26 protein-coding genes are annotated in these 23820 nt (G+C 46.3%); 8 read left to right on the plus strand and 18 right to left on the minus strand.

Features of this window, described 5'->3' with window-relative positions; translation table 11 throughout:
- Positions 1-231 precede the first annotated feature (231 nt).
- The 8 genes from fusA to fkpA form a co-directional block, all read right to left on the minus strand.
- A complete protein-coding gene (gene fusA / locus R7Z47_RS22680; RefSeq protein ID WP_262607122.1) occupies positions 232-2331 on the minus strand; it encodes an elongation factor G in 2100 nt (699 codons plus the stop codon).
- 75 nt (positions 2332-2406) lie between these two features.
- Complete coding sequence (rpsG, locus tag R7Z47_RS22685; protein ID WP_005382796.1) at positions 2407-2877, minus strand: 30S ribosomal protein S7; 471 nt, start codon at positions 2875-2877, stop codon at positions 2407-2409.
- Between the two features lie 101 nt (positions 2878-2978).
- Positions 2979-3353: a 30S ribosomal protein S12 gene (gene rpsL / locus R7Z47_RS22690; protein WP_004399892.1), complete on the minus strand. Its 375-nt coding sequence runs from the start codon at positions 3351-3353 to the stop codon at positions 2979-2981.
- Positions 3354-3530: 177 nt separating this feature from the next.
- A complete protein-coding gene (gene tusB / locus R7Z47_RS22695) occupies positions 3531-3806 on the minus strand; it encodes a sulfurtransferase complex subunit TusB (RefSeq protein ID WP_005382799.1) in 276 nt (91 codons plus the stop codon).
- Between the two features lie 7 nt (positions 3807-3813).
- Positions 3814-4170 (minus strand): sulfurtransferase complex subunit TusC, encoded by a 357-nt coding sequence (gene tusC, locus R7Z47_RS22700; protein ID WP_005382801.1) that lies wholly within the window; start codon positions 4168-4170, stop codon positions 3814-3816.
- Positions 4167-4562, minus strand: coding sequence for a sulfurtransferase complex subunit TusD (tusD, locus tag R7Z47_RS22705; protein WP_017633744.1), 396 nt, complete (start codon positions 4560-4562; stop codon positions 4167-4169). The genes tusC and tusD overlap by 4 nt, the downstream gene beginning before the upstream one ends.
- A complete protein-coding gene (locus R7Z47_RS22710) occupies positions 4559-5281 on the minus strand; it encodes a transcriptional regulator (protein WP_005382804.1) in 723 nt (240 codons plus the stop codon). The genes tusD and R7Z47_RS22710 overlap by 4 nt, the downstream gene beginning before the upstream one ends.
- A gap of 143 nt (positions 5282-5424) precedes the next feature.
- Positions 5425-6207, minus strand: coding sequence for an FKBP-type peptidyl-prolyl cis-trans isomerase (gene fkpA / locus R7Z47_RS22715; protein WP_017821751.1), 783 nt, complete (start codon positions 6205-6207; stop codon positions 5425-5427).
- A gap of 128 nt (positions 6208-6335) precedes the next feature.
- On the opposite strand from fkpA, the gene R7Z47_RS22720 reads away from it, so the two are divergent.
- Together R7Z47_RS22720 and R7Z47_RS22725 are read left to right on the plus strand one after the other, a co-directional pair.
- Positions 6336-7322 (plus strand): WD40 repeat domain-containing protein, encoded by a 987-nt coding sequence (locus R7Z47_RS22720; protein WP_017633742.1) that lies wholly within the window; start codon positions 6336-6338, stop codon positions 7320-7322.
- Entirely contained in the window at positions 7319-7546 is a 228-nt protein-coding gene (locus R7Z47_RS22725) for a SlyX family protein (protein ID WP_005381455.1), read from the plus strand. Before R7Z47_RS22720 ends, R7Z47_RS22725 begins: the two co-directional genes overlap by 4 nt.
- Before the next feature lie 83 nt (positions 7547-7629).
- Here the strand turns inward: R7Z47_RS22725 and R7Z47_RS22730 are convergent, their stop codons facing one another.
- The 5 genes from R7Z47_RS22730 to kefG all read right to left on the minus strand — a co-directional run bounded on the left by R7Z47_RS22730 (position 7630) and on the right by kefG (position 11954).
- Positions 7630-8571 carry an isoaspartyl peptidase/L-asparaginase gene (locus R7Z47_RS22730; RefSeq protein ID WP_318130632.1) on the minus strand — a complete coding sequence of 314 codons (942 nt, stop codon included), beginning with the start codon at positions 8569-8571 and terminating at the stop codon, positions 7630-7632.
- 131 nt (positions 8572-8702) lie between these two features.
- A complete protein-coding gene (slyD, locus tag R7Z47_RS22735; protein ID WP_005381451.1) occupies positions 8703-9254 on the minus strand; it encodes a peptidylprolyl isomerase in 552 nt (183 codons plus the stop codon).
- A 92-nt stretch (positions 9255-9346) separates the two neighbouring features.
- Entirely contained in the window at positions 9347-9547 is a 201-nt protein-coding gene (locus tag R7Z47_RS22740) for a YheV family putative zinc ribbon protein (protein WP_005381449.1), read from the minus strand.
- 33 nt (positions 9548-9580) lie between these two features.
- Positions 9581-11377, minus strand: a complete 1797-nt coding sequence (kefB, locus tag R7Z47_RS22745; RefSeq protein WP_017633740.1) for a glutathione-regulated potassium-efflux system protein KefB — start codon at positions 11375-11377, stop codon at positions 9581-9583.
- Positions 11361-11954 carry a glutathione-regulated potassium-efflux system ancillary protein KefG gene (gene kefG / locus R7Z47_RS22750; protein WP_005381444.1) on the minus strand — a complete coding sequence of 198 codons (594 nt, stop codon included), beginning with the start codon at positions 11952-11954 and terminating at the stop codon, positions 11361-11363. The genes kefB and kefG overlap by 17 nt, the downstream gene beginning before the upstream one ends.
- Before the next feature lie 209 nt (positions 11955-12163).
- Between kefG and R7Z47_RS22755 the strand changes: the two genes are divergently transcribed.
- The 6 genes from R7Z47_RS22755 (at position 12164) to crp (ending at position 17777) form a co-directional block, all read left to right on the plus strand.
- Positions 12164-14083, plus strand: a complete 1920-nt coding sequence (locus tag R7Z47_RS22755; RefSeq protein ID WP_053303045.1) for an ABC transporter ATP-binding protein — start codon at positions 12164-12166, stop codon at positions 14081-14083.
- Complete coding sequence (locus tag R7Z47_RS22760) at positions 14080-14568, plus strand: TIGR02444 family protein (protein ID WP_005382813.1); 489 nt, start codon at positions 14080-14082, stop codon at positions 14566-14568. The genes R7Z47_RS22755 and R7Z47_RS22760 overlap by 4 nt, the downstream gene beginning before the upstream one ends.
- Before the next feature lie 87 nt (positions 14569-14655).
- Positions 14656-15663, plus strand: a complete 1008-nt coding sequence (locus R7Z47_RS22765; RefSeq protein ID WP_017633737.1) for a hydrolase — start codon at positions 14656-14658, stop codon at positions 15661-15663.
- 33 nt (positions 15664-15696) lie between these two features.
- Complete coding sequence (locus R7Z47_RS22770; protein WP_005381436.1) at positions 15697-15909, plus strand: YheU family protein; 213 nt, start codon at positions 15697-15699, stop codon at positions 15907-15909.
- Positions 15910-16034: 125 nt separating this feature from the next.
- Positions 16035-16904, plus strand: a complete 870-nt coding sequence (locus R7Z47_RS22775) for a phosphoribulokinase (RefSeq protein WP_005381434.1) — start codon at positions 16035-16037, stop codon at positions 16902-16904.
- A gap of 240 nt (positions 16905-17144) precedes the next feature.
- The gene (gene crp, locus R7Z47_RS22780; RefSeq protein WP_005381432.1) at positions 17145-17777 is read left to right on the plus strand and encodes a cAMP-activated global transcriptional regulator CRP; all 633 of its coding nucleotides are present in this window, start codon (positions 17145-17147) and stop codon (positions 17775-17777) included.
- A 136-nt stretch (positions 17778-17913) separates the two neighbouring features.
- On the opposite strand, the gene R7Z47_RS22785 is transcribed toward crp, so the two are convergent.
- The 5 genes from R7Z47_RS22785 to R7Z47_RS22805 form a co-directional block, all read right to left on the minus strand.
- A complete protein-coding gene (locus tag R7Z47_RS22785; RefSeq protein ID WP_005381426.1) occupies positions 17914-18705 on the minus strand; it encodes a DUF1338 domain-containing protein in 792 nt (263 codons plus the stop codon).
- 248 nt (positions 18706-18953) lie between these two features.
- Positions 18954-20411 carry a succinylglutamate-semialdehyde dehydrogenase gene (gene astD, locus R7Z47_RS22790; protein ID WP_262607123.1) on the minus strand — a complete coding sequence of 486 codons (1458 nt, stop codon included), beginning with the start codon at positions 20409-20411 and terminating at the stop codon, positions 18954-18956.
- Between the two features lie 28 nt (positions 20412-20439).
- Complete coding sequence (astA, locus tag R7Z47_RS22795) at positions 20440-21459, minus strand: arginine N-succinyltransferase (protein WP_033907163.1); 1020 nt, start codon at positions 21457-21459, stop codon at positions 20440-20442.
- A gap of 109 nt (positions 21460-21568) precedes the next feature.
- On the minus strand, positions 21569-22780 hold the full coding sequence (locus R7Z47_RS22800) for an aspartate aminotransferase family protein (RefSeq protein ID WP_005381420.1): 1212 nt from the start codon (positions 22778-22780) through the stop codon (positions 21569-21571).
- 361 nt (positions 22781-23141) lie between these two features.
- The gene (locus tag R7Z47_RS22805; protein WP_262607124.1) at positions 23142-23729 is read right to left on the minus strand and encodes an aminodeoxychorismate/anthranilate synthase component II; all 588 of its coding nucleotides are present in this window, start codon (positions 23727-23729) and stop codon (positions 23142-23144) included.
- Between the last annotated feature and the right edge of the window lie 91 nt (positions 23730-23820).

A 23820-nucleotide genomic window follows, 5' to 3' on the forward strand; every position in this document is an offset into this window, starting at 1 on the left:
TGTTTTACCGTGGTCAACGTGGCCGATAGTACCAACGTTAACGTGCGGTTTCGTACGTTCAAATTTTTCTTTAGACACGATCGTGTTCCTTCCTAGTTATGATTCGTCGTGATCATTATTGATCGACGACGCGCCAGAAATTGTTATTTTATGCGCCAACGCCCGTTAGCGCAATATTTGGACGCCCTGATCTCGCAAAAAGTCGTAAACTTTTTGCAGTTCAATCGTCAATTAGTAACCACGCTCTGCAATAATTTTATCTGCGAAGTTTTTCGGCACTTCAGCGTACTCGTGAAACTCCATAGAGTAAGACGCACGGCCTTGAGTTGCAGAACGTAGATCCGTTGCGTAACCGAACATTTCGGATAGTGGTACTTGAGCACGGATGATCTTAAGACCAGCCACACCTTCGTCCATGCCTTCAATGATACCGCGACGACGGTTTAGGTCACCAACAACGTCACCCATCCAGTCTTCCGGAGTGGTTACTTCGACATTCATCATAGGTTCTAGAATCACAGGTAGTGCTTCTAGTGCACCTTTCTTGAATGCCATCGAGCCAGCGATCTTAAACGCCATCTCGCTTGAGTCTACATCGTGGTAAGAACCATCAAATAGTGTAGCTTTAATATCTAGTACAGGGTAACCCGCTAGAACACCACTATTCATTTGCTCTTCGATACCTTTCGATACCGAACTGATGTATTCCTTAGGAATCACACCGCCCACGATTTCGTCTACGAATACGAAACCTTCACCAGGCTCAGAAGGCTCAAGTTTGACCCAAACATGACCGTATTGACCACGACCACCTGATTGACGAACAAACTTACCTTCAACTTCCGCTTTACCACGAATGGTTTCACGGTAAGCAACCTGAGGTTTACCAACGTTACAATCAACGCTGAATTCACGCTTCATACGATCAACGATAATGTCTAGGTGAAGTTCACCCATACCTGAGATCAGAGTCTGACCTGATTCGTCGTCCGTTTCCACGCGGAATGATGGATCTTCCGCAGCTAGTTTACCTAGCGCGATAGCCATTTTCTCTTGGTCTGCCTTAGAACGAGGCTCTACAGCAATCTGAATAACTGGTTCAGGGAACTCCATGCGCTCTAGAATCACTTTGTGGTTCTGATCACACAGCGTGTCACCTGTGGTTACGTCTTTCAGACCGATAGCAGCTGCAATATCACCAGCGCGAACTTCTTTCACTTCTTCACGCTTATTCGCATGCATCTGAACGATACGACCGAAACGCTCTTTCTTCTCTTTTACTGAGTTGTAAACAGCGTCACCCGAGTTTACAACACCGGAGTAAACACGCATGAAAGTTAACGTGCCCACGAATGGGTCAGTCGCAATCTTAAACGCTAGCGCAGAGAAAGGTTCGTTGTCGTCAGCATGACGCTCAACTTCATTTTCTCTTTCGTCGACACCTTTAATTGCAGGTACGTCAACTGGCGATGGCAAGAACTCAACTACTGCATCCAGTACCGCTTGAACACCTTTGTTCTTAAACGCACTACCACAAGTAGCCAGTACGATTTCGTTATTTAGTGTGCGAGTACGTAAAGCTTGTTTGAGCTCAGCTTCAGTCAATTCACCTTCTTCAAGGTACTTGTCCATCAGCTCTTCGCTAGCTTCAGCAGCGGATTCAACCATGTGGTTGCGCCACTCTTCAGCAAGTTCAATCATGTCAGCTGGGATGTCTTCGTAAGTAAACGAAGTGCCTTGATCGGCATCATTCCAGTTGATCATTTTCATCTTGATAAGGTCGATGACACCTCTGAACTCATCTTCCGCACCAACGTTCAGCTGGATTGGAACAGGAGTCGCACCAAGACGATTCTTAATTTGGTTCACAACGCGTAGGAAGTCTGCGCCCGCACGGTCCATCTTGTTTACAAATACCAAACGTGGAACGTGGTATTTGTCTGCTTGACGCCATACAGTTTCAGACTGAGGTTCAACACCAGATGAGCCACAGAACACAACCACAGCACCATCAAGTACACGAAGAGAACGCTCTACTTCGATAGTAAAGTCAACGTGTCCAGGGGTATCAATGATGTTTACGCGATGCTCAGGGAACTGTGCTTCCATACCACGCCAGAATGTAGTAGTCGCAGCGGATGTGATAGTGATACCACGCTCCTGCTCCTGCTCCATCCAGTCCATGGTTGCTGCACCATCGTGAACTTCGCCGATTTTGTGAGAAAGGCCAGTGTAGAACAGAATACGCTCAGTTGTGGTTGTTTTTCCTGCATCTACGTGAGCACAGATACCGATATTACGGTAGAGCTCAATAGGAGTTTTACGAGCCACGATTGTATCCTCTTACTAAGGTGTACCTTAGAGTATAGAAAAGTGCTGCGAGAGAACCTCGCAGCACAGAAGGTATTACCAACGGTAATGAGCGAACGCTTTGTTTGCGTCAGCCATGCGGTGAACGTCTTCACGTTTCTTAACCGCAGTACCTTTGTTCTCAGACGCGTCTAGCATTTCAGCAGCTAGGCGTTGAGCCATAGATTTTTCACCACGCTTGCGCGCAGCTTCAACCAACCAACGCATAGCAAGTGCGTTACGGCGAACCGGACGTACTTCTACAGGTACTTGGTAAGTTGAACCACCAACACGGCGAGATTTAACCTCTACCGCTGGGCGAACGTTTTCAAGAGCTTCTTCAAAAATAGCTAAGTGGTCTTTACCAGACTTTTCAGCCATAGCATCTAGTGCAGTGTAAACGATTTTCTCTGCAGTAGATTTTTTACCGTCAACCATTAGGATGTTAACGAATTTTGCCAGCAATTCAGATTTGAATTTTGGATCTGGAAGGATCTTACGCTGACCAATGACGCGACGACGTGGCATGGATTTATCTCCGTTGTCTTCTTCAGGTTTTATCCAAAACTTTTCAGTTTTTTCAAAAAATTAAAAATAATTTAGTGTTTGGCCTTACTTAACGGAATCCATTAAGACTTAGGACGCTTCACACCGTACTTAGAACGACCTTGTTTACGGTCATTTACGCCAGCACAGTCTAGTGCGCCGCGAACAGTGTGGTAACGCACACCTGGAAGGTCTTTAACACGACCACCACGGATTAGAACAACTGAGTGCTCTTGAAGGTTGTGACCTTCACCGCCGATGTACGATGTAACTTCGAAGCCGTTTGTCAGACGTACACGACAAACTTTACGAAGTGCTGAGTTAGGTTTTTTAGGTGTAGTAGTGTAAACACGAGTACATACACCACGTTTTTGTGGGCACGCTTCTAGTGCAGGCACGTTGCTTTTAACAACTTGCTTTGCACGTGGCTTACGTACCAACTGGTTAATAGTTGCCATTAACTAGCTCCTGATTTACTTGAAAGTAAGCTTTGTGAAAAATCTATCCCCAACTGCCAATGCAGTTAGGGACGCAAAATTCTATGCAGCAGTGAGAGGTGTGTCAAGAAATATACGGATCTTTTTTGTTCAATTAGAACAATTCATCCGTAAAGCTTTGTCGACAGCAAATCTTGTTCAATCCCAAGTTAGGGATTTATCCTGTTTTGCTGTTAGTTCAACGAAGCCTGAGTAATTCACAATCGTCAGCGATGGACTGATACGATTTGCAATACCGCGAGCTTGCGCATCGCTCTCTAACACAAATACGCTGCGGTTTTTTAGATGGGAAAATGCTTTATGTTGCGAGTTAGCAGCGTACACTGCATCTTCTATAAGTAAGATGTCATCCTGTTCACTGCATAAGGGCATGGCGTCTTCTAGAGCAGAGACTGTTTTTATGATGTGTAACATAACTTCCTCAAAAAGACAGTAGCTTGCCAGCGTGTTGTAACTTATCTTTGAGCTGTTCTGAGCTTAACGCTTGGGCTTCAATGACTAAATCCGCTTGCGCCAAACCTCGCTGGGTTAACGACTCTGAACACACAAAGACTTGTTCGATGTCGTATAAATCGAAAAGCTTTAACATCGGCGCGTAATCTTTACTCAAAATATTGTTGGGGTCTTGTCCGAGTAGAAGCTGGTATACCCCGTCACCCATGAAAATGACGCTGATATCTTCACAGTAAGCCGACGCGGCTAACAGTGCATCCACACCTTCACGACCAGCTGCACTGCCATGTGGCGCACTACGAAATAGATAAGTTAACTGACTCAAAACTGTACCACTCTGTCTTGGGTTAACATCGCTTCAGCTAGGCTACCTAAGCCTGCTTGTTCAAAACCATCGGCTAGATTGTTCTGAACCAAACCATGTTGATTCGCTTCTTCTTCACTTACAATCCCGCGACGCAAAGCGGCCGCGACACAAGTTTCTAGGCGAACACCATGCTCTTTAGCCAAAGACTGCCACGCCTTATTGAGATCAAATTCATCGTTGGCTGGCACACTCAAAGCAGTACCATTAGTCACACCATCTTGATAAAAGAAGACGCTCACTAGCTGATGGCCTTGCTCTATCAACGCTTTGGCGAACTGATAAGCACTGCGCGCTGACTGGCTGCCATAAACGGGACCATTCACCACTAACGTGTAAGTCAGTTTACTCACCTTTCATCATCCTCGGTTTTACGTTGACGAATGTACAAGTAAACGGTGTGTTTTGAAATATTAAGGCGATCCGCAACACGGTTGATGGCATCTTTAATATCGAAGATACCTTTGTCGTACAACTCCATCACGATCTGGCGATTTTTGGTGTTGTTAGACACGGACTTATCCGCATTGATCTCTTCGATGGTGCGTTCAACAGTTTGGTCCACCAGCTCTTCTACATCACTAGCAAAGTTGACCGAGGAAGCCGCTTCTTTCGCTTCTTGCGTCGGCATGAAAGACTGAAGGACTTGCGAGAAAGGCGCATCCAAGTTGACGTTGATACACAACAAACCAATCACGCGATTTTCGCCATTACGAATGGCGACAGTAATCGACTTCATCAACACGCCACCTTTTGCACGGGTAAAGTACGAACGTGAGAAGTTGCGCTCCGAGCCTTCGATGTCTTTTAGCATCTTAAGCGCTAAATCGGTGATTGGTGAGCCGACTTGGCGCCCCGTGTTTTCACCGTTAGCGATTTTAATTGCAGAGGTATTTAAGTCTTCTAGAGAGTGAAGAACGATTTCACAAAATGGACCTATCAGGCTGGCGATACCATCCACGACCGCCTCATAAGATCTTAAAATGATTTTGTCGTGCTCGGTAAACGGCATCACGTTAACGGATTCCATTTCGAGCAACATCTCCGCGTTTATTGTTTCTGTAGTTGTCATAAGCCTTCGAGCGAAAAATCAACAAATTGGTGTAAGTTTATCAGAAAATTTGAAAAGCAACCTAGCAAACTCACCAACTAGTGACCTAGAACAAAAAAGGCCCGTTAAACGGACCTTTTTCAATAACTTATCGCAGCTTATTGTTATTGCTCTGCGTTGTCGTTCTCAACTTTTAGCAGCTCAACTTCAAATACTAGCGTTGAGTTAGCAGGAATGCTTGGTGTGTCTTGGTCACCGTATGCTAGCTCTGGCGGGATAACGAATTTGAATTTAGAACCCACAGGCATTAGCTGAACACCCTCTGTCCAACCTGGGATTACACGGTTAAGTGGGAACGTTGCAGGTTCACCACGATCGTATGAGCTGTCGAACTGAGTACCGTCGATCAGAGTACCTTTGTAGTGTACTTGAACCGTATCAGTGTCTTTTGGCTTCTCACCTTCAGCTGGTGTCATTACTTGGTATAGAAGACCTGTATCTGTCTTCACTACGCCTTCTTGCTTCTCAAACTCAGCTCGGAAATCATCGCCAGCTTTTTTCGCTTCAGCTGCTTTCTCAGCCGCTTGTGCTTGCATCTTTTCTGCAACGCGCTTGTCTAGAGATTCTAGTGCTGCACGTGTTTCTTCTTCATTCAATTCAGCATTGCCTTTGAAGACGTCTTCGATACCTTTTAGTACCAAATCTTTGTTAAGATTAATGCCGATTTCGCTTGGCTTGTCGATGCTTGTGCTTAGGTAGTTAGCAAATGAAACACCGATTGCGTATGCCGCTTTGTCGTCGTCGGTTTTAAAGTGAACCGCTTTACCGGTTTCTGCTTGAACTTGTTCTGCTTGAGGTGCGGTTTCTGTTTTAGTTTCTTCTTTCTGACAACCTACCGCTAGCATAACTGTTGCAGCAAGTAGCGACACTTTTAAAACTGATTTCATTAAATTCTCCCAATAATGGCTCTGCCATTGGTTGTTGTGCACAAATCTTCTATGAGACTAGTGAAGACAATCGTTATACCAATATACTAGCTATATGTCTTAAGACACAAACCGGATTATTAGATGTGATGCAAAGAATTTTTCATTTATTCCTATATTTAATTGTCATCACCACGTTAAATGGTTGCTTTTTCGCCGAGCGTGAAGTGCAGCGTTGGCCGATAGAACCTCAAGGTGCGACGAGCTTCGCACTTAGCAGAGATGGACGGTTTGCTCTGCTCTATTCTCAACAACGTCATTTGATGTTGTGGGACCTAGAGCAAAATGAACAACTAGCCAACCTGGGTGAACTCGATGCCGATGCCAATGTGGTTTCCCATATCCGCATATCTGACAATGGTCGCTACGCAATTACAGCAAGCCAAATGAACTTCGCAGTTTGGGACCTAGGCTGGACGCAATCCGAAGGCCTTTGGTCTATTTCTGATGCGCTCATTCGCGACGTTGATATCACCAGTAATGGTGAACAAGTTCTGCTTGGGTTATCCAACGGTAAAGCAATTTATGTCAACTTAGTCACCGGGCGTCGCATGGAGTTCCTTGCGCATCGTGAAAAAGTCAATTCCGTGGCCATTTCTCCTAATGGGCGCTTCGCCCTAACCGGAGGTAATGACTATAAAGCGTATCTGTGGGATACCGAAACCGGACAAGTACTACGAACCTTCGAACATGAACAACGAATTGTTCGCGTGGCCCTGCAAAGAGATGGAAAATTAGCAATGACATCTGATGGCGGAAACCAAGCGATTGTTTGGAATTTAAAAACTGGACAAGAAGTCACACAGTTGAGCAGTTGGTCACGCCAATTAATTTTCTCTACCGCACGATTTTCTGACGACGGGACTCAACTAGTCACAGGAAGCCCTTCTGGCCGTGTGTCGATATGGGATACTCAAACCGGAAAACGAATGAGTGGATTTGAAGTGGAGCCCAAAAAAGACACTCGCCCTCCCCGTGCGGTCGTGTATGATGCAGCCTTTGATTCAAAACAACGCGTAATTACTGCTACTTCAGCAGGTATTGCCCAAGCTTGGCAGTTAGAGAACGGATCATGACAGAAAAAATCATTCAGCAATTGGAAGCACGCATTAATGACTTAGAATGTCAGCTTGCGTTCCAAGAACAGACTATTGAAGATCTGAACGGCGCTTTATCGCAGCAACAACTGCAAATTACCAAGATGCTCGATCAGATGAAATATGTGGTAGGTAAAGTAAAAAATATGGACTCGTCGAATTTAGCCGATCCGTCAGAAGAAACCCCACCACCGCATTATTAAAATGCAGGCTCAAATAGCATAAAGCCCAGAACATGTTCTGGGCTTTGTTGTATTAATTACTTAAGAAGGTACTCAAGAGGAAGCTATTCGTCGGCGTAGATTTTAACGCTCAGCTCGCCTTGCGTATTAATGCCTGCTCGGTACATGCCAGAACTGTTCATCGCAAAGTGCATCTCACCTTTAGCATCAATGGCAATCAAACCGCCCTCTCCGCCCATCTGTTTGAGATCACCCTGGATAATGTGTTCACAAGCCGTATGAATATCTTCTTGTAAGTAACGCATACGTGCTGCAACGTCTTCCGCAACACGTTTACGAATAAAGAACTCGCCGACACCCGTAGTGGAAACTGCCACGACGCCATTTTCGGCCACCGTACCACAACCAATAAGAGCCGAATCTCCGACTCGGTTGTATTTCTTATTCGTCACGCCACCCGTACTGGTGGCAGCGGCTAAGTTGTCTTGTTGATCTAACGCTACCGCACCAACCGTACCGTGCTTACGGTCATCTGGGTAACGAGATTCCGACAAAGCAAACAGTCCTTTCTCACGCATAGACAGCAACTGCTCATAACGGCGATCAGTAAAGAAGTAATCTTGCTCGGTATACTCATGGCCTTGCTCAAAAGCAAACTTCTCTGCGCCCTCACCCACCAACAGCACATGATTGCTGTTTCGCATCACGTCACGAGCGAGCTCAATTGGGTTTCTGATATGACGAACACCGGCAACAGCACCTGCCGCTTGGTTTCTACCATCCATTACAGAAGCGTCCATTTCAACCATTTCGTTGTTGGTCAGCACTGAGCCTTTACCCGCATTAAAGTTAGGAGAGTCTTCCAATACTTTCACTGCCGCTACGACTGCATCTAAGGCTTCACCGCCCGTGTCTAGAATTTGATGTCCCGCTTTTACCGCAGCTTCTAAATCCGCCAAGATGGATTGTTGCAGCTCATCGCTCATCTGTTCACGCAAGATGGTGCCCGCACCACCATGAATGGCAATCGAGAAAGGTTTCGTCATCACTTTGTCCAACTGTTATTCCTTGTGTGGTTGGCACTACACCTCAGATAAACAAAAAGCGCAAGTTGAAAACTCAACTTGCGCTTTTCAAAGCTTTGCTAGATAAGATTATCTAGTGAAGGCGCTTATGATTAGTGAGAACCACAGCTACCGCCGCCACAGCAGCCGCCTTCTTCTTCGTGATCGTGGTCATGATCGTGACCACCACAACAGCCACCACCTTGGTGGATGTGACCGTGTTCGATCTCTTCTGCTGTTGCTTCACGTGTAGACATAACTTCTACTTCGAAAGTTAGTGTTTGACCAGCTAACATATGGTTACCGTCAACAACCACTTCGTTGCCGTCAACTTCTGTTACTTCAACAGGGATTGGACCTTGGTCAGTGTCAGCTAGGAAGCGCATGCCAACTTCGATTTGCTCAACGCCTTGGAATACGTCCGCAGGAACGCGCTGTACTAGCGCATCGTTGTGCTCACCGTAAGCTTCTTCAGGAGCTACCGTTACTGAGAACTTGTCGCCAGCCACTTTACCTTCAAGTTCTTTTTCAAGACCTGTGATTAGGTTGTTGTGACCGTGAAGGTAATCTAGAGGTGCTTCTGCTGTTGATTGATCAACAACGACACCGTCTTCCATCATTACTTTGTATGCAAGGCTTGCAACAACGTTCTTTTCAATTTTCATACTAACTCCAGGGAGATTAATTGACTTAACCTGAATGGGGTTAAGTACTGAGATATCTGGGTGTATTATGGGGATCAATTATCGAAGTTCAATTACTCCGGCTTAAAAATTCCGATCATTTCCTGATCTGAGTGTTTATTTTTCTCTACAGATTGTGGTTTGCGCTGCTCTGTAAACTCACACTCGACACACTCAACTAACTCGATGTTATTTTCAATCCACCAGCGCAGGGTATCTTGCTGGCTGCAATTTGGGCAGCTAGCGCCGGCAATAAAACGTTTCTTGATTTTCACGCTATTTCCTTAGCTTGAGTCTTGGCTCAAGTACTACTTCCAATGATTAGGTGACTGATGGTCGCTCTCCATTTCACGACCAAATATTTCTTCTAGCTCTTTGCGTGCCTCTTTCGCCCTTTGAGCTAATTTCTTATCTTCATTGTGTTGAGGCAATAAGTCCTTAAGCATAGCATTATCCAACTTGCGAAAATGTGCTTCTGCCCGCTTTGCTTGATAAGGATGCATACCCAGTTCTACGAGCGCTTGGCGACCGAGATCTAGCGCCCCTAAAAATGTTTCACGAGAGTAATTCTCTACACCATGACTCATTAACTGGTAAGCCTCGACACGGCTTCTTGCTCGGGCTAACAACTTAAGTTTCGGGAAGTGCACGCGACAAATGTCCACGATGGCCATCACCTCATCAGGTGAATCAGTACAAATAATCAATGCTTCCGCTTTATCAGCGCCAGCAGCCCTCAATAGGTCAATTTGTGTAGCATCGCCATAAAACACTTTGTAACCATACTTACGTAATAGGTGGATTTGGCTGGCATCACTTTCTAATACTGTCACTTTGATTTTATTGGCATACATTAAACGTCCGACGATCTGACCGAAACGTCCAAAGCCTGCAATGATAACGCGTGGTCGGCGATCCACGACTTTCGTGGTCATGCCCTCTTCTTCTTGATTCAGGGTATGAGCAAACCACTTCTTTTGTCCCATCAGCAAAAGAGGAGTCGTCACCATGGATAGACTGACCACCACCAACAGAAACGCCACTTGCTCTTTGGACAAAATGCCCTCTTGGCTCGCCGCGGTAAATATGACAAAGGCAAACTCACCGCCTTGGCTCAAAATTGCAGCCATACGGCTTCTCGCTTTGGCTCCGACACGGGCAGCTCTCGCCAATGCATACAAAACCAAACCCTTAACCACGACCAAAGCCACCACCGCACCGAGAATCTCTAAAGGATGTAATGCCAATAACCCCAAGTTTACCGCCATGCCCACCGCAATAAAGAATAACCCCAACAACAGACCTTTAAATGGCTCGATAGCGATTTCCAACTCATGGCGATACTCACTCTCTGCCAGCAAAACGCCTGCTAAAAAAGTCCCCAATGCCATCGAAAGGCCGAGCTTTTGCATCACGACCGAAATGCCAAGCACGACTAAAAGTGCAGCAACGGTAAAGAGTTCACGAACGCCGCTCATCACGACAAAACGAAATAGCGGACGTAGTAAAAAGTGACCACCAATCAACAGTGCTACCACACTGCCTAAAATAGTGAAGACATCCAACCAACTTCCACCACTATGCCCGCCTGCTAGCAAGGGCAACATCGCCAGCATCGGGATCACTGCAATATCTTGAAAGAGCAGCACCGCAAAACCAGATTGCCCCGTTTCGGTACCATTAAGCCCTTGCTCTTCAATGACTTTAAGCGCAATCGCCGTCGAGGACAGCGCCAACCCCATCCCGATCACTAAACTCACTTGCATGCTTACGCCAAACATACTGACGACACTACCAATCACGGCGGTCGTGACCACAACCTGCGCACCGCCTAAACCTAAAATCGGCCCTCGCATCTGCCACAATTTTTTAGGGTTTAATTCCAGCCCTATCAAAAACAGTAACAACACAACCCCAAGCTCGGCAAAATGCAAAATGGCATCAACGTCGCTAATTAAGCCAAGCCCCCATGGGCCAATCAACACACCAGCGAGTAAATAACCTAAAACCGAGCCAAGCCCAAGGCGCTGAGCAATCGGCACCGCAATAACCGCAGCCGAAAGAAAGACCACACTGCTTTGAAGAAACTCACTGGTGATCGCCATACTGACCTCCTCGATCTGCCGCTTGCCAGTTTTCAAGTGGGTTACTCAGCCATCCACGGTATAACTCGGCATGTTCGTAGCGTTCAATATCTGAAACATTTCTTGACCAATACAACACCAGTGGTTCAATCCAGTGCATCTGGCATAGGGCTGCCGTCAGTTCAAACGGTTGCAAGATTTGCTCAAGTGGGTATTTGTTGTACCCCTTCGCGCTGAAGGCTTCTTCTTTACCACCTGTTGTAATGACACTACGCCAGTATTTTCCTTCTAGCGCCGCACCTCCGCCAAACGCAAAGCCTTTACCTAACACTCGGTCTAGCCACTCTTTTAATAGGGCTGGACATGAATACATATAAAGTGGGTGATGAAATACGATCACATCGTGAGCGAGCAACAACTCATGTTCGTAATTCACATCAATAAAGAAATCGGGGTAAACACCGTAAAGATCGTGCACAGTGACGTGATCAAGCGACTGAGCTTTTTTTATCATCACTTGATTGGCAATCGAGTTATGTGGCTCTGGATGAGCATAAATGACCAGAACTTTTGGGAGAATAGACGGTGCAACAGCCAAATGGTCGTCCTTGTGGTTATTTTTATCCGTTATCAAATTGTTATACTTTTTTGTACAGCATAATGCAATTAAAGCGAATCAATCGACTTTTCCGGCCAATACCCCTACTATTCACCGCTAGATATATACCCAAGTGGCTTTAAAAACGATTGAAACCACTTCGCTATGTAACCAAGCAACGCGCACTGCGCAAAGTGAATGAAAACTTTATGATTACCTTCTCTGATATTCAGTTACTGCGTGGCGGTAAACCTCTTTTAGACCAAGCTTCTGCGACTATTCACCCTGGCGATAAAGTCGGTCTTGTGGGCAAAAACGGCTGCGGTAAATCAACGCTGTTTGCCCTACTGAAAGATGAACTGTCAATTGATGCTGGCTCATTTAGCCAACCTCAACACTGGGAGTTGGCCTGGGTCGCACAGGAAACGCCTGCGCTAGAGCGCACTGCACTGGAATACGTCATTGATGGTGATCGCGAGTACCGAGCACTCGAAAAGCAGTTGGCTGAAGCGGAAGCACAAGACAACGGCACCTTGGTTGCCGAGATCCACGGTAAAATTGAAACCATTGGTGGTTACAGCATTCGCGCTCGCGCGGCAGAACTGCTCGATGGTTTAGGGTTCAGCCAAGAGCAAATGAGTTGGAGTTTGACCCAATTCTCGGGTGGTTGGCGTATGCGTCTTAACTTGGCTCAAGCGCTATTGTGTCGTTCTGATCTACTGCTACTCGACGAACCAACCAACCACTTGGATTTGGACGCGGTAATGTGGTTAGAGCGTTGGCTACAAAACTACCCTGGCACGCTGATTCTGATCTCGCACGACCGAGACTTCCTTGATCCAATTGTTGGTCGCATCATTCACATCGAGAATCAGCAGCTGAACGAATACACGGGTAACTACTCGTCATTCGAAAACCAACGCGCACAAAAGATGGTGTTACAACAAGCGATGTTTGAAAAGCAACAGAAGCAGATGTCGCACATGCAAAGCTACATCGACCGCTTCCGTTATAAAGCATCAAAAGCACGCCAAGCCCAAAGCCGTATCAAAGCTTTGGAGCGCATGGAAAAAGTACTGCCAGCTCAATTCGATAACCCATTTAGCTTCCAATTCCGTGAGCCAGCTGCGCTGCCAAACCCAATCATGATGATGGATGAAGTATCTGCAGGTTACGGTGACAACCTCATCTTAGAGAAGATCCGCTTGAACTTGGTTCCTGGCAGTCGTATTGGTCTACTCGGCCGTAATGGTGCGGGTAAATCGACCTTAATCAAGCTGCTCTCTGGTGAACTTAACGCGCAAGGTGGTGACCTAACTTACTCACAAGGCGTGAAAATTGGTTACTTCGCTCAGCACCAGTTAGAAACGCTTCATCCTGAAGAAACGCCGCTGCAACACATGATGCAAATCGCACCCGATCAAACCGAACAGCAGCTACGTGATTACCTAGGTAGCTTTGGCTTCCAAGGTGACAAAGCACTAGAAAAAGTTGCGCCGTTTTCTGGTGGCGAAAAAGCCCGTTTGGTATTGGCTTTAATTGTGTGGCAAAAGCCAAACCTGTTGCTACTTGATGAACCGACCAACCACTTAGACTTGGACATGCGTCAGGCATTGACGATGGCACTGCAAACATTCGAAGGTGCGATGGTGATTGTTTCGCACGACCGTTACCTATTGCGTGCTACGACCGATGACTTGTATTTAGTGCATGATCGACAAGTTGCTCCGTTCGACGGTGATTTAAATGACTATTATAAATGGTTAACCGAACAACAAAGAGCGGAACGCAAAGAAGCGCAGGCTGCGCAGCCAAGCAAAGATACGGCCAACAGCGCAGCTGCGAAGAAAGAGCAAAAACGTCGCGATGCAGAGTTTCGAAAACAGACAGCGCCAATTCGCAAAACGCTGACACAACTAGAAAATAAAATGGATAAGTTAGGTGCTGCACTGGCCGAAGCTGAAGAACAATTGGCGGACAACTCACTGTATGCGGCCGAAAATAAAGCTAAACTTAACCAAGTGCTGGCACTTCAAGCTTCCAGTAAAGCTGAGCTCGAAGAAATTGAAATGGAATGGATGTCTGCTCAAGAAACGTTGGAGCAGATGGAGCTAGAGTTTAATCAATGAGTAATCAACACGCTGAATACACACTCACCCTAGAACACCTTTGGCAGTTTAGTCTGCAATTTTATGGTGTGCGAGAAGTGAAAGAGGCGTGTTTATCATTACAGAACAATTATCACGGTAACGTGAACCTACTCCTGCTGCTCAGATGGCTCGATGAGCAGCAACTCATTTTCCAAGAAAAAGACTGGCCCTTGGTGCAAGACTGTCTAGGTAGGAGCGAAACTTTACTTCACTCCTTTCGCGACCTTCGTCGCCACCTTAAGTCTCAAGTCAATGACGCTTTGTATCGTGAGACCTTGCAGTTTGAGCTGCAACTAGAAAAGCAGCAACAAGCGGATTTGGTGGACTGCATTAACTCACTTGCACTACTCAAAAATGATGGTGACCCACTGACGTTGAGATACTGTCGTCAACTCGGTGGGGAGCATTTGCAGCAAGCCTTTGCTATGCCGGTGCCAAACATTCAACCACCAAAACGCCCATAAATCTGTAGAATACCTATAATCTTTATAAAGGATTATATTAATAAGTTCTTCAACGGACACCGAAGGACCGCATAAGAGCAGTTAGGTATGACACAATTTTTCGCAGCCGCCGGGATCAAAAACCCGCATCTCCAAACGCTTTTGCCGCGTTTTATTCGCAAAAAAGCGTTGTTTACGCCGATTTGGCAAACCCTCGATACATCCGATGGCGACTTTCTCGATCTCGCGTGGAGCGAGGACCCAACCCAAGAGCCTGCACAAAAAAAACCGATTTTTGTTTTATTTCATGGATTAGAGGGGTGCTTCTATAGCCCTTATGCCAATGGGCTAATGAATGCATTTGCTCAATCTGGATGGCTGTCGGTGATGATGCATTTCCGCGGTTGTAGCGGTAAGCCAAACAAGAAAGCTCGCGCCTATCATTCTGGTGAAGTGACTGACGCCCGCCACTTCTTAGAGCACCTTGAGCAACGCTTTCCTGATAATCCCAAAGTTGCGGTTGGTATTTCTCTTGGCGGTAACATGTTGGCGAATTATTTAGCCCAATATAAAGACCACCCTATTTTGAATGCAGCGACTATTATCTCAGCGCCTTTAGACCTAGCGGCGTGTGCGAACCGTATAGAACAAGGCTTTTCAAAAGTGTATCGCCGTTATCTGCTTTCTTCACTGAAACGTAACGCGTTACAAAAGCATCATCTACTGCATGGAGAGCTGGCGCTGTCCTACAACTCAATCAAACGTGTCACACGGCTGTATGAATTCGATGATTTGATTACCGCACCATTGCATGGCTTTAAAGACGCACAAGATTATTACGACCAATGCTCTGGCTTAAGTAAACTACAGCAAATCACGCTACCCACACTGATCATCCATGCCAAAGACGATCCGTTCATGACCGATGATGTGATACCGAAGTTTGTTCTGCCAGATAACATTGATTACCGTCTCTTTGAGCACGGTGGCCATGTTGGCTTCCTGACAGGAACGGCGTTAAAACCTAAGTTTTGGTTGGAGGAAGCGCTGCCCGCGTATTACGAAAGTATCGCCGCAGATTACCTTTCTGCTGTATCCAAGCAACGAACGCAGTAAACTAGCCGCTCATCATAAAAGTTAGAGGTATTTATGATCATTCCATGGCAAGACATTGCGCCGGAAACATTGGAAAACTTAATTCGTGAATTCGTCTTACGCGAAGGAACGGATTACGGAACCGTCGAGGTTTCTTTGCATGACAAAATTGATCAAGTTAAAGCTCAATTGGAAAAAGGTGAAGCGGTTATCGTGTTCTCTGAGCTACACGAAACCGTCGATATTCAGCATAAAACAAAATTTTAGACCCTTCACATTTTACCGTATCCCACTCGATGACAAGGTATTGTTACGTGCTATAGTGGGATATCGACCGTGCAGTAGTAACTCTACTGCACATTACAGGTAAGTAATTTTCGACAAGGTTTGTCATGTCAGCTAAACACCCAATTATTGCGGTTACTGGTTCGTCCGGTGCCGGCACGACCACTACATCTGAAGCCTTCCGTAAAATGTTCAATATGATGAACGTTAAACCCGCATGGGTTGAAGGCGATAGCTTCCATCGCTTTACTCGCCCAGAAATGGACATCGAAATTCGCAAAGCCCGCGAGCAAGGTCGACACATTAGCTACTTTGGCCCACAAGCTAATGACTTCCCGGGACTAGAAGAGTTTTTCCGTAAGTTCGGGCATGATGGCACTGGCAGCGTGCGCCGTTATCTGCACACGTTTGACGAAGCGGTTCCCTACAATCAAATGCCAGGCACGTTTACACCGTGGCAAGACTTACCCGAAAACAGCGACGTGCTGTTTTATGAAGGGTTACATGGTGGCGTGGTCGATGGCGATGTTAATGTTGCTCAACATGTGGATTTCTTAATCGGCATGGTGCCGATTGTGAACTTAGAGTGGATACAAAAATTCGTACGTGACACTCGCGATCGCGGCCATTCGCGTGAAGCGGTAATGGACTCAATCGTGCGATCCATGGACGATTACCTCAACTATATCACTCCGCAGTTTTCTCGTACTCACATCAACTTCCAGCGCGTACCGACCGTTGATACTTCCAACCCACTTAATGCAAAAGGCATCCCTAGTTTGGATGAGAGTTTTGTGGTGATTCGCCTACGCGGTATCAAGAATGTCGACTTCCCATATCTGCTGGCCATGATTGATGGCTCATTCATGTCACGCCACAACACGATTGTCGTACCCGGCGGTAAGATGAGCTTTGCAATGGAGCTCATAGTTCGGCCTATCCTACAACAGCTCATCGAAACAGGGAAAATTGGCTAAAAACCTGCCTGCGAAGATGTTTACTTTTCATACCGTGATCATGTGCACAGTTTTGCTTACAAAATCTCAATCATGGCACGATTAAAATCAAGAAATCGTTTTCGAAAAAGGATACTATTTCTTACCGAAACACAAGAGAGCTTGCAGCATATAAAAAGTGCTCTTATTCTAGTAGGCCTAATTCAGGCTTAGCTAAAATATGGATAGCGCAAGCGTACCCTGCAGAGGAAGTGAGATATTATGGTTCTAGGTAAACCTCAAACCGACCCAACATTAGAGTGGTTTCTTTCACACTGTCATATTCATAAGTACCCTTCAAAGAGCACGCTAATTCACGCGGGCGAAAAGGCAGAAACTTTGTACTACATCGTTAAAGGTTCTGTTGCGGTTCTTATCAAAGACGAAGAAGGTAAGGAGATGATCCTTTCTTACCTAAACCAAGGAGACTTTATTGGTGAACTTGGTCTATTCGAGGAAGACCAAGAGCGCACAGCTTGGGTTCGTGCTAAATCTCCTTGTGAAGTTGCTGAAATTTCTTTCAAGAAGTTCCGTCAGCTTATCCAAGTAAACCCAGACATCCTAATGCGTCTTTCTGCGCAGATGGCTCGTCGTCTTCAAGTAACTAGCCAAAAAGTGGGTGACCTGGCGTTCCTAGACGTAACTGGTCGTATCGCTCAGACGCTTCTGAACCTTGCAAAACAACCAGACGCAATGACTCACCCAGACGGCATGCAAATCAAGATCACTCGTCAAGAAATCGGTCAAATTGTTGGCTGTTCTCGTGAGACAGTAGGTCGTATTTTGAAGATGCTAGAAGAGCAGAACCTAATCTCTGCTCACGGTAAAACCATCGTGGTTTACGGTACTCGTTAATCTCAAACTAGAGTGACACGAACAAAATTATAAAAGCCACCAATGGCAACATTGGTGGCTTTTTATTTGCTCATGACCAAATGAGATAGGGTGCAGCGAACACTAATGAGTAAGCTTAACAGGTTAACCCTAAAACTTAGCCATTCGTACTTTCAAAGATTTTGTCAGCTGAAGCGGCCACGAAACCTGGGTACAAATCACCATTTTCCATCGGATAGCGCTTAGCAAATTCATAAAACCCGCCAGGGATAATTTCAGTGCCTTCGCTAAAACGAACCGCTACTTTATCTGCCATGGTCGATGACTGCTCTAGCAACACCTCAGGAGTGCCCTTCACTTCACCACCATTTTCATTAATGGTAAACCCAGCGGTACGCAGATGATCGTTTACCTGCTTCACTTCTTCATATTCATTGAGCTGGTTAACGCTCACCGTGAAGTGGTTTGCTCCGTAACCATGCGCCGCAAGCCAAGATGCGTACTCACTTTCTTTAGCCAACGTTTGGTAATCAGCAAAGCTTAAATCCCACAAGCGTCCACCATGTAAGAATGCGCTATCGTTCAACTTGTCAGCATCGACTTGTGCCACCAAATTTTTCACAATCTCTTGTAGCTCAGACGAGCACTCTTCAACTTTTAGCTCACTAATAAAGACTTTAGGTTGCTTCGGATCTGGGTGCTCATAGTGCTTAGCAACCAGCTTTTTGCTTTCGAAAACGTAATCACCACACGCCTTGTAACCAATAGCTACAAATGGCTTAGCTAGAGTTTCAATACCAAGAGGCGCGATATTGAAGGTACGTAAAGCTATATGATCATTAATCAGAGGCTCATCTTCTTGAAGCAGCTGATGCACTTTAGCAGCCGAAGGGCAAAGACGTTGAATGTAATCTTGCCATAGCGATTCAAATAACACATCGGGCGTCATAACGACTCCTTGTTACGAGATGTAGAGTTTAAAGGTAAGCGGAAGTTGGCTGCTCGTTCACAACAAAAGTTGTCCAGAATAATGAACGAGCAACCATCAACCTGTGACGGTAAATGCCAGTCAGTCAACACGCTTTTCCGAGTCTTTGCTCACTTTTCGTGTTCTGCCAACGATCACTACAACCCATACCTAAATGATGCGCCGGCAAGGTGAGCCGCAATGCATAGTTGCGACTCTATTATTAAAACTTATAGCGCTACACCTGGACTCAATGTTGCAGGCAAGACAGTCTCTTGACCTTCCATTGATGCCATTGGGTACGCACAGTAATCTGCTGCGTAGTAAGCGCTTGGGCGCAAGTTACCCGACGCTCCCGGACCACCAAATGGCGCATCACCACTTGCACCAGTGAGCTGGCGGTTACGGTTCACGATACCTGCACGAATGTGGTCAACGAAGTATTCCCATTCTTGGTCGTCGGTTGAGACCAAACCAGCAGATAAGCCAAAGCGCGTATCGTTTGCTAGCGCCACGGCTTTGTCTAACCCTTCGTAACGCACCACTTGCAGAAGTGGGCCGAAGTATTCTTCATCTGGTAACTCAGCAATGTTCGTTACATCAATGATGCCAGGAGAAACAAACGCCGCCTCTCCTGCTTTCGCTTCAATCAAGCTTTCACCGCCAAGAGACTGTAGATTAGCTTGTGCATCAAGAATAAACTTGGCTGCCGCGACCGAAATTTGCGGTCCCATAAATGGCGCAGGTTCTGCAAATGGTTGGTCTACGCGAATATTGCGTGTCGCTTCAACGAGTTTGGTGATAAGCGCATCGCCTTTTTCACCCAATGGCACATACAAACGACGAGCACACGTACAACGCTGCCCAGCACTGATAAACGCTGACTGGATGATGGTGTAAACCGTGGCATCCAAATCACCATATTTATCAGAGATCACCATCGGGTTATTACCACCCATTTCTAGTGCGAGCATCTTGCCCGGTTGACCCGCAAATTGACGGTGTAATACATGCCCCGTATTTGCGCTACCCGTAAACAGTACGCCATCGATGCCTTTTGCGTCAGCGAGCGCGATACCAGTTTCTTTCGCGCCTTGAACAAGGTTAATCACGCCTTTCGGCAGACCGGCTTCTTCCCATAGATTCATTGCCAATTCACCCGTCCATGGCGTTTGCTCAGACGGTTTGAAGACTACCGTGTTACCAGCCAGTAGCGCAGGCACAATGTGACCATTTGGTAGGTGGCCTGGGAAGTTGTAAGGACCAAACACCGCCATCACGCCCAATGGGCGGTGGCGCAATACGATTTGGTTGCCTGCGGCTTCACGGCTCGCCTCACCAGTGCGGTCATGATAAGCGCGAATCGAAATGGCAATTTTACCTGCCATTGCCGCTGCTTCAGTGCGCGTTTCCCAAATTGGCTTACCGGTTTCTTTGGCAATGACTTCGGCGATTTTTTCGCTGTTCTCTTTTACTTTCTCCGCAAAAGCCAACACGATTGCCTCACGCTCTGAAAATGGGCGCTTTTTCCAGTCAATAAACGCTTCACGCGCTGCAGATACCGCCTGGTTCACCTGCTCTGCCGTTGCACCTTTGCCTTGCCAGATCACTTCTTGGTTGTACGGCGACAGAGACGTAAATGCTTCACCCTGACCTTGTACCCATTCACCTGCAATCCAATGTGTCATTGTTTCTATCCTTAAATTCTGTCGTCTGTTACTGCGGAAGAAGGCGAACGAAATCCCCTTCTTCAACCGAAAGTGCATCCGCAACGTCTGGTGCGATCATTACGCTCTGTGTCTCTGCGTCATACGCCGCCTTAGTGACTGTCGCACGGAAGTTCTCGAAAGATGAATTACACATCAAGAAGTCTTGTGTGCTGGAATGTTCAGAGATTTTGACTTGCGCGCGGAATGAATGACGTACCGACTCAATATTACGCAGATCACACTCAACCGTTGGGCCACCATCGAAGATGTCGACGTAGCCTCGGTTGGTAAAACCTTCACGCTCAAGCAGCTTCAGCGCTGGACGCGTGTTGTCATGTACTTGACCAATCACGGCTTGCGCTTCTGGGCTGAGCAGATTGATGTAAATAGGCAGTTTCGGCATCAAGTCGGCGATAAAGCCTTTCTTGCCGATACCTGTCAGGTAATCTGCAAGCGTAAAATCGATAGAGAAGAAATGCTCTTGAAGCCATTGCCAGAATGGTGAATTACCCTCGTCGTCTGAAACGCCACGCATCTCCGCAAAGATCGTTTCAGAGAAGCGCTCTGGGTGCTCAGCCATCATTAGGAAACGACACTTCGACATTAGACGACCATTCAGACCTTGGCGGAATTTCTCACGCAAGAACAAGGTACAAATTTCGCTGTTACCCGTGTAGTTATTACCAAAAGTAAGCAGTTTAACAACGTTGTTAACGCCAAGCTTTGGCGACGAGTGCACAACTTTACTAATGTGATATGAGTAAAATGGGACATCCCAGCCGATAGATGCTTCGATTCCGGTGGTACCCGCAACCTCACCCGTTTCAGAGTCAAAGCCAACCATCAGGTAGCCTTCATCGCCTGGTTCTGCCACATCTGACTTACCAAAGCTGTACTCTGAATGTTTGATTCGATTGGTTAACAGTTCTTCGTTAACCGGTAGAGATGTAAATCCGTGACCAGACTCCACCGCACAAGTGTGCAGTGCGTCGTAATCCGACATCGCGATAGGGCGAACTACTAGCATCAATACTCCCTCCAGATGCAAGAAGATCCTAACTATATTGTAGGAACAATTCCCCCATCAGAGATCCTTGACGGGGGTGTCTGCGTTGACGTTTAAACTGATATCGCGCTTAAACTAAAGTCGCGATCGCTTTATCCAGTTTCGCCAAGCCTTCTTCAATTTCTTGTTGTGTGATAACGAGTGATGGTGTGAAACGTACGACATTGGCACCCGCAACCAATACCATGAGACCTTGTTTACCTGCAGCAACTAGCACGTCACGCGCACGGCCTTGCCATTCTTCATTTAGTGCAGCGCCAAGTAATAGGCCTTGACCGCGCACTTCTGAGAAGATGTTGTACTTCGCGTTGATCTTCTCTAGACCTTCACGGAACATTGCTTCGCGTTCTAGTACACCAGCCAACACCTCTGGCTTAGTAACTTCATTTACAACCGCTTCTGCAACCGCACACGCTAGTGGGTTACCGCCATATGTAGAACCGTGAGTGCCCACTTTCATGTGCTCTGCCAATTTTGCTGTCGTTAGCATTGCACCGATTGGGAAACCGCCACCAAGTGATTTCGCAGTACTTAGAATATCTGGCGTGATACCTAAACCTTGGTAAGCGTAGAAGTTACCTGTACGGCCATTACCAGTTTGCACTTCATCGAAGATCAGTAAGGCGTTGTGTTTGTCACACAGCTCGCGAACCGCTTGAGCGAACTCAGGCGTTGGTGGCACGATGCCGCCTTCACCTTGTAGTGGCTCCATCATGACCGCACAAGTACGATCAGACATGTGCGCTTGTAAAGCTTCGATATCGTTGTAAGGAAGGTGTGTCACGTCGCCTGGCTTAGGACCGAAGCCGTCAGAGTATGCCGCTTGGCCACCAACCGTTACGGTAAAGAATGTACGACCGTGGAAACCTTGTTTGAATGCAATGATTTCAGATTTCTCAGTGCCATGAACGTCTGCTGCATAACGACGTGCCAGCTTCAAAGCGGCTTCGTTTGCTTCTGCGCCAGAGTTAGCAAAGAACACACGCTCAGCAAAACTCACTTCTGTTAGCTTTTTCGCCAGACGAAGGGCTGGTTCGTTCGTCATAACGTTACTTAAGTGCCAAAGCTTGTTAGCTTGCTCTGTTAGTGCGTTTACCATTACTGGATGACAATGGCCAAGACAGCTCACTGCAATACCACCAGCAAAGTCGATGTATTCATTACCTTCCTGATCCCAAACACGTGAACCTTCACCTTTAACAGGGATCATTTCCATCGGGTTATAGCAAGGTACCATTACCTCATCGAATAAACCGCGCTCTACTTTAATTTCCGTTGTCATTGCACATTCCTTCTTGATACCGCATGCGTAGCAGATAAGCGAATTTAACCAGCTCTCTTTGCCAGCAAATAATGTTTTGCATTTAAGCTATTGCGGCATTGTATTTACATTTAATTAACCATTTCAATAGTGATTTATTCTTTTCGTTCTCGAAAGTAACTTCCATTAATCACTGCTTATGACTATTTATGCATCAAGAAAGTAAAATAGAGAAGTGATTTTTTATAAATGTTATGTAATACAGGGGATAGAAGGTTTTAAAAGACATGAATAGACAAAGAGACTCGAGAGAATCGCATAGTTTTGCAATCCGCTCACCTCAGCAAAAAGATGAATGATTTGTTAAGAAAAGTGATCGCGATCAGATCGTTTTGCGTGCTAAAAAGTTCGCAAGCAACTCGTGACCTTGCTCAGTTTTGATTGATTCTGGGTGGAATTGCACCGCATCAATTGGCAAGGTTTTATGTTGGTAACCCATTATTTCATCCATGCTTCCGTCAGGCAGTTCTGTCCATGCAGTCAGTTCAAACACGTCGGGTAAAGTACCGTTTTTCACCACAAGAGAGTGATAACGGGTTACCGTGAGTGGGTTATTCAGATTTTTAAACACACTGCGACCGTTGTGACGAATTGGTGAGGTCTTGCCGTGCATCACTTGTCGTGCACGTACCACTTCGCCCCCAAACACTTGCGCTATCGCTTGATGGCCAAGGCAAACACCCAATATTGGAAGCTTACCAGCGAAGTGTTCTATCGCTTTCAGTGAAATACCTGCTTCGTTCGGCGTACATGGCCCTGGCGAGATCACCAAATGAGTTGGGTTGATCGCCTCAATGCCTTGGATATCGATTTCATCGTTACGCACCACCTTTACGTCTGCACCAAGCTCGCAGAAGTATTGGTAAAGGTTGTAGGTAAAAGAGTCGTAGTTATCGATGATCAACAACATAAAGGGTCGGTTGCTCCAATCCGTTTTGGCAATGCTTACGTGTGAATCGCCACGTTCGTGACAATCAAGGGCGGTATTTTGCTATACCAAG

The organism is Vibrio sp. 1641 (assembly GCF_033339995.1).
GTDB lineage: Bacteria > Pseudomonadota > Gammaproteobacteria > Enterobacterales > Vibrionaceae > Vibrio > Vibrio alginolyticus.

Coding starts and splice junctions, on each gene's coding strand:
- R7Z47_RS22785 (WP_005381426.1), bottom strand. CDS start 18,705: ATGACGCCCGATGTGTTATTTGAATCGCTATGGCAAGATTACATTCAA.
- R7Z47_RS22755 (WP_053303045.1), top strand. CDS start 12,164: ATGATTACCTTCTCTGATATTCAGTTACTGCGTGGCGGTAAACCTCTT.
- R7Z47_RS22710 (WP_005382804.1), bottom strand. CDS start 5,281: ATGACAACTACAGAAACAATAAACGCGGAGATGTTGCTCGAAATGGAA.
- R7Z47_RS22770 (WP_005381436.1), top strand. CDS start 15,697: ATGATCATTCCATGGCAAGACATTGCGCCGGAAACATTGGAAAACTTA.
- R7Z47_RS22760 (WP_005382813.1), top strand. CDS start 14,080: ATGAGTAATCAACACGCTGAATACACACTCACCCTAGAACACCTTTGG.
- R7Z47_RS22805 (WP_262607124.1), bottom strand. CDS start 23,729: ATGTTGTTGATCATCGATAACTACGACTCTTTTACCTACAACCTTTAC.
- fkpA (WP_017821751.1), bottom strand. CDS start 6,207: ATGAAATCAGTTTTAAAAGTGTCGCTACTTGCTGCAACAGTTATGCTA.
- crp (WP_005381432.1), top strand. CDS start 17,145: ATGGTTCTAGGTAAACCTCAAACCGACCCAACATTAGAGTGGTTTCTT.
- R7Z47_RS22720 (WP_017633742.1), top strand. CDS start 6,336: ATGCAAAGAATTTTTCATTTATTCCTATATTTAATTGTCATCACCACG.
- R7Z47_RS22800 (WP_005381420.1), bottom strand. CDS start 22,780: ATGACAACGGAAATTAAAGTAGAGCGCGGTTTATTCGATGAGGTAATG.
- R7Z47_RS22775 (WP_005381434.1), top strand. CDS start 16,035: ATGTCAGCTAAACACCCAATTATTGCGGTTACTGGTTCGTCCGGTGCC.
- R7Z47_RS22730 (WP_318130632.1), bottom strand. CDS start 8,571: ATGACGAAACCTTTCTCGATTGCCATTCATGGTGGTGCGGGCACCATC.
- R7Z47_RS22725 (WP_005381455.1), top strand. CDS start 7,319: ATGACAGAAAAAATCATTCAGCAATTGGAAGCACGCATTAATGACTTA.
- tusB (WP_005382799.1), bottom strand. CDS start 3,806: ATGTTACACATCATAAAAACAGTCTCTGCTCTAGAAGACGCCATGCCC.
- kefB (WP_017633740.1), bottom strand. CDS start 11,377: ATGGCGATCACCAGTGAGTTTCTTCAAAGCAGTGTGGTCTTTCTTTCG.
- astA (WP_033907163.1), bottom strand. CDS start 21,459: ATGCTAGTAGTTCGCCCTATCGCGATGTCGGATTACGACGCACTGCAC.
- R7Z47_RS22765 (WP_017633737.1), top strand. CDS start 14,656: ATGACACAATTTTTCGCAGCCGCCGGGATCAAAAACCCGCATCTCCAA.
- rpsL (WP_004399892.1), bottom strand. CDS start 3,353: ATGGCAACTATTAACCAGTTGGTACGTAAGCCACGTGCAAAGCAAGTT.
- slyD (WP_005381451.1), bottom strand. CDS start 9,254: ATGAAAATTGAAAAGAACGTTGTTGCAAGCCTTGCATACAAAGTAATG.
- astD (WP_262607123.1), bottom strand. CDS start 20,411: ATGACACATTGGATTGCAGGTGAATGGGTACAAGGTCAGGGTGAAGCA.
- rpsG (WP_005382796.1), bottom strand. CDS start 2,877: ATGCCACGTCGTCGCGTCATTGGTCAGCGTAAGATCCTTCCAGATCCA.